Origin of the sequence: Xanthomonas sp. SHU 199 (assembly GCF_000364665.1) — a bacterium.
GTDB classification, from domain to species: Bacteria; Pseudomonadota; Gammaproteobacteria; order Xanthomonadales; family Xanthomonadaceae; genus Xanthomonas_A; species Xanthomonas_A sontii.
In genome coordinates, this window is the sequence record NZ_AQOI01000726.1 from 1 (window position 1) to 4,157 (window position 4,157).

General features: G+C 69.8%; 2 protein-coding genes. Both read left to right on the forward strand.

Annotation, left to right across the window (positions count from 1 at the left end; genetic code table 11):
• On the forward strand, window positions 1-1,739 hold a 1,739-nt coding region (gene bcsA, locus D183_RS0120230), incomplete at its 5' end, for a UDP-forming cellulose synthase catalytic subunit (RefSeq protein WP_017910602.1).
• Between the two features lie 59 nt (window positions 1,740-1,798).
• Window positions 1,799-4,087, forward strand: coding sequence for a cellulose biosynthesis cyclic di-GMP-binding regulatory protein BcsB (gene bcsB / locus D183_RS0120235; protein ID WP_017910603.1), 2,289 nt, complete (start codon window positions 1,799-1,801; stop codon window positions 4,085-4,087).
• Window positions 4,088-4,157: the final 70 nt, after the last annotated feature.

Here is a 4,157-nt window from a genome sequence, read left to right on the forward strand (position 1 = left end):
GGCCCAGCGTCGACCTGTTCATTCCCACCTACAACGAACCGCTGTCGGTGGTGCGCTCGACCATCCTCGCCGCCAGCGTGATGGACTGGCCGGCCGACAAGCTCAACATCTACCTGCTCGACGACGGCCGCCGCGAGGAGTTCCGCGCGTTCTGCGCGCAGGTCGGCATCCACTACGTCACCCGCACCAACAACCTCCACGCCAAGGCCGGCAACATCAACGCGGCGCTGAAGAAGTCCAGCGGCGAGTACGTGGCGATCTTCGACTGCGACCACATCCCCACGCGCTCGTTCCTGCAGGTGGCGATGGGCTGGTTCCTGCGCGACGCCAAGCTGGCGGTGGTGCAGATGCCGCACTACTTCTTCTCCGCCGATCCGTTCGAACGCAATCTCGGCAACCACGGCAAGGTGCCCAACGAGGGCGAGCTGTTCTACGGCCTGCTCCAGGACGGCAACGACCAGTGGGACGCCACCTTCTTCTGCGGCTCGTGCACGGTGATCAAGCGCAAGCCGCTGGAGGAAGTGGGCGGGGTGGCGGTGGAGACCGTCACCGAGGACGCGCACACCGCGCTGAAGCTGCACCGCCGCGGCTACCGCAGCGCCTACATCGCGGTGCCGCAGGCCGCCGGCCTGGCCACCGAGAGCCTGTCCGGCCACGTCGCCCAGCGCATCCGCTGGGCGCGCGGCATGGCGCAGATCGCGCGGCTGGACAACCCGCTGCTGGGCAAGGGCCTGCGCCTGTCGCAGCGCCTGTGTTACGCCAACGCGATGCTGCACTTCTTCTACGGGCTGCCGCGCATCGTCTACCTCACCGCGCCGCTGGCGTTCCTGTTCTTCGGCGCGCACGTGATCCATGCCTCGGCGCTGATGATCCTGGCCTATGCGCTGCCGCACATCCTGCAGGCCAACCTGACCAACCTGCGCACCCAGGGCAAGTTCCGCCACCTGCTGTGGAACGAGGTCTACGAGACCACCCTGGCCTGGTACATCCTGCGCCCGACGCTGGTGGCGCTGCTCAATCCCAAGCTCGGCAAGTTCAACGTCACCCCCAAGGGTGGCCTGGTGCCGCGCAGCTACTTCGACGGGCAGATCGCCAAGCCCTACCTGTTCCTGCTGGTGCTGAACCTGGCCGGCCTGGCTGCGGGCGTGATGCGCCTGCTCAGCGTGCAGCCCGGCGGCGAGGCGCAGACGATCTGGTTCAACCTGGCCTGGACCGCGTACAACGTGCTGTTGCTCGGCGCCACCATCGCCACCGCCAGCGAGATGCGCCAGGTGCGCCGCTCGCACCGCGTGCCGCTGGATATCCCGGCCACCCTGCACCTGGCCGATGGCCGCGAACTGGCCTGCCGCACGGTCAACTTCTCCACCGGCGGCATGGCGCTGCGTCTGCTCGAGCCGGTGCCGGTGGAGCCGGACCTGCCGGTGGAGATCGCGCTGCCGCAGCGCGGCAGCTCCAAGCGTCTGCCGGCGATGGTGCGCCACGACCGCGACGGCGAAATCAGCATCCAGTTCCGGCCGATGTCGATCGAGCAGGAGCGCTGGCTGGTGGCCTGCACCTTCGCCCGTGCCGACATCTGGGTGTCGCAGTGGGGCCGTCACGACCGCGACCGCTTCTGGGTGTCGCTGGGCCGCGTGTTCGCGGCCAGCATGCGCGGCTTCAGGCGCCTCGGCCAGCACGTCGCCAGCAGCGCGCGCAGCGGCTGGCGCGGCCGCACCGCCGGCGAGGAGGCTGCGCCGTGAGTCGCCGTTCCATCGTGTCGCGTTCATTCCTCTCTTTCACTTCCATCCGGTTGCCGTCGATGCGTCTACCCGCCCTGGCTGCGTGCTGTCTCACGGTTCTCTCCGGCCTCGCCCTGGCCCAGGAGCCGACCCTTCCCGCCACCGCGCAGGCGCCGGCCGCCGCCGCGACCGCCACGCCGCTGCCGTCTCCGGCCGAACGCGAGCGCTCGGCCACGCTCAAGCAACTGGGCGTGGACTACGAGATGACCCTGCGCGGCATCCAGGGCAGCGCCGGTATCGCCTTCAGCACCCGCACCGACGAAGTGGTGCAGGCGGCGAACCTGCATCTGGTCTACAGCTACTCGCCGGCGCTGCTGCCGGACCTGTCGCACCTGAAGGTCAGCGTCAACGGCGTCACCGTGGCGACCCTGCCGGTCAGCCGCGAGAACGCCGGCAAGCTGCAGCAGAGCGACGTGCCGATCGATCCGCGCCTGATCAGCGACTACAACCGGCTCAACCTGCAACTGATCGGCCACTACACCCGCGATTGCGAGGATCCGGACCACACCAGCCTGTGGGCCAACATCGATCCGTCCACGCGGCTGTCGCTGACCGCCACCCCGCTGGTGCTGCGCAACGACCTGGCGCTGCTGCCGGTGCCGTTCTACGACAAGCGCGATACGCGCCGCCTGGAACTGCCGTTCGTGTTCCCGCAGCGCCCGGACCTGGCCACGCTGCGCAGCGCCGGCATCGTCGCCTCCTGGTTCGGCGCGCAGGCCGGCTACCGCGGCGCGTCGTTCGGCGTGGCCATCGGCGACGTGCCGGCCACCGGCAACGCGGTGCTGTTCGCCACCGCCGCGACGCTGCCGGCGGAACTGGCCGCGACCCAGGCCGGCCTGACCGAGATCGCCGGCCCGACCCTGGCGATGATCACCAACCCGCGCGATGCCACCGGCAAGCTGCTGCTGGTGCTGGGCCGCAACGACAACGACCTGCAGCAGGCCGCCACCGCGCTGAGCCTGGGCACGCCGTTCAACGGCCCGGTGGCGCGCATCGGCGAACTCAAGCCGGCGCAGCCGCGCAAGCCCTACGACGCGCCCAACTGGATCTCCGGCGACAAGCCGGTGCGCTTCGGCGATCTGGTCGCGCAGACCTCGCAGTTGAACGTCAGCGGCTACCACCCCGACCTGATCCGGGTCGGCCTGCAGCTGCCGCCGGATCTGTTCGTGTGGCAGCGCGACGGCATCCCGGTCAACCTGCGTTATCGCTACACGGTGCCGGAGACGCAGAACAAGTCGGCGCTCAACGTCAGCATCAACGATGCCTTCGTCACCACGTTGCCGCTCAACGGCCACGCCTATGCCGAGTCGCTGCCGCTGCGCTGGTGGCACGAACTCTCGCCCAAGGGGGCGATGCCGGTGGAGCAGAAACTGCTGCTGCCGACCGGGCCGTTCTCGGCCAACAGCCAGCTGCGTTTCCACTTCTTCTTCGACCGCCCGCAGGCGGAAGCGTGCAAGAACACCTTCCCCGACGTGTCCGGCGCGATCGACGCCGATTCCAGCGTGGACCTGCGCTCGTTCCATCACTACATGGCGATGCCGAACCTGGCCGCGTTCGGCAATGCCGGCTTCCCGTTCACGCGCCTGGCCGACCTGTCCGAGTCCACCGTGGTGGTGCCGGACGAGATCGGCGACCAGGACATGGCCAACCTGCTGACCCTGCTCGGCCGGCTCGGCGCGTCCACCGGCTACCCGGCGCTGCGGGTGACCCTGATCCACGCCGCCGAGGTCGACAAGCACGCCGACAGCGACCTGCTGGTGTTCGGCAGCCTGCGCTCGCAACCGCTGTTCCAGCGCTGGAGCGCGGCGCTGCCGATCGGCGACGGTGCCAGCGGGCGGCGCTTTGCGATGAGCGACTGGGTGCTGGACAAGCTGCCCGGCTTCCTGTCGTTCGATGCGCGCCGCACCGACCTGCCGACCACCGCCGAGGTGGCGGTGAAGCCGGCACCCGGCGACGTGGTGCTGATGGGCTTCCAGTCGCCGCTGAAGGCCGGGCGCAGCGTGGTCGCGCTGCTGGCCGAGGACCCGGCCAGCGTCGAGGACTTCTTCGACGCCTGGCTGGAGCCGGCCACGCTGAAGGACTTCCAGGGCAGCGTGGTGCTGCTGCAGAAGGGCAAGGTGCGCAGCCTGGCCGGCAACCAGACCTACTATGTCGGTCACCTGCCGCTGCCGACCTGGGCGCGCTGGTACTTCTCGCAGCACCCGCTGTTGCTGGGCCTGGCGGTGGTGCTGCTGAGCGTGTTGCTGGCGCTGGCCGCGCGCGTGGTGCTGCGCCGGCATTCGGCGGCGCGGCTGCAGGCAGGGCAGTGAACGGACACACCGGCCAACGCCGGCGCCTGCTCGGCGGCCTGCTCGCCGCCGGTGCGGCGACGCTGCTGCC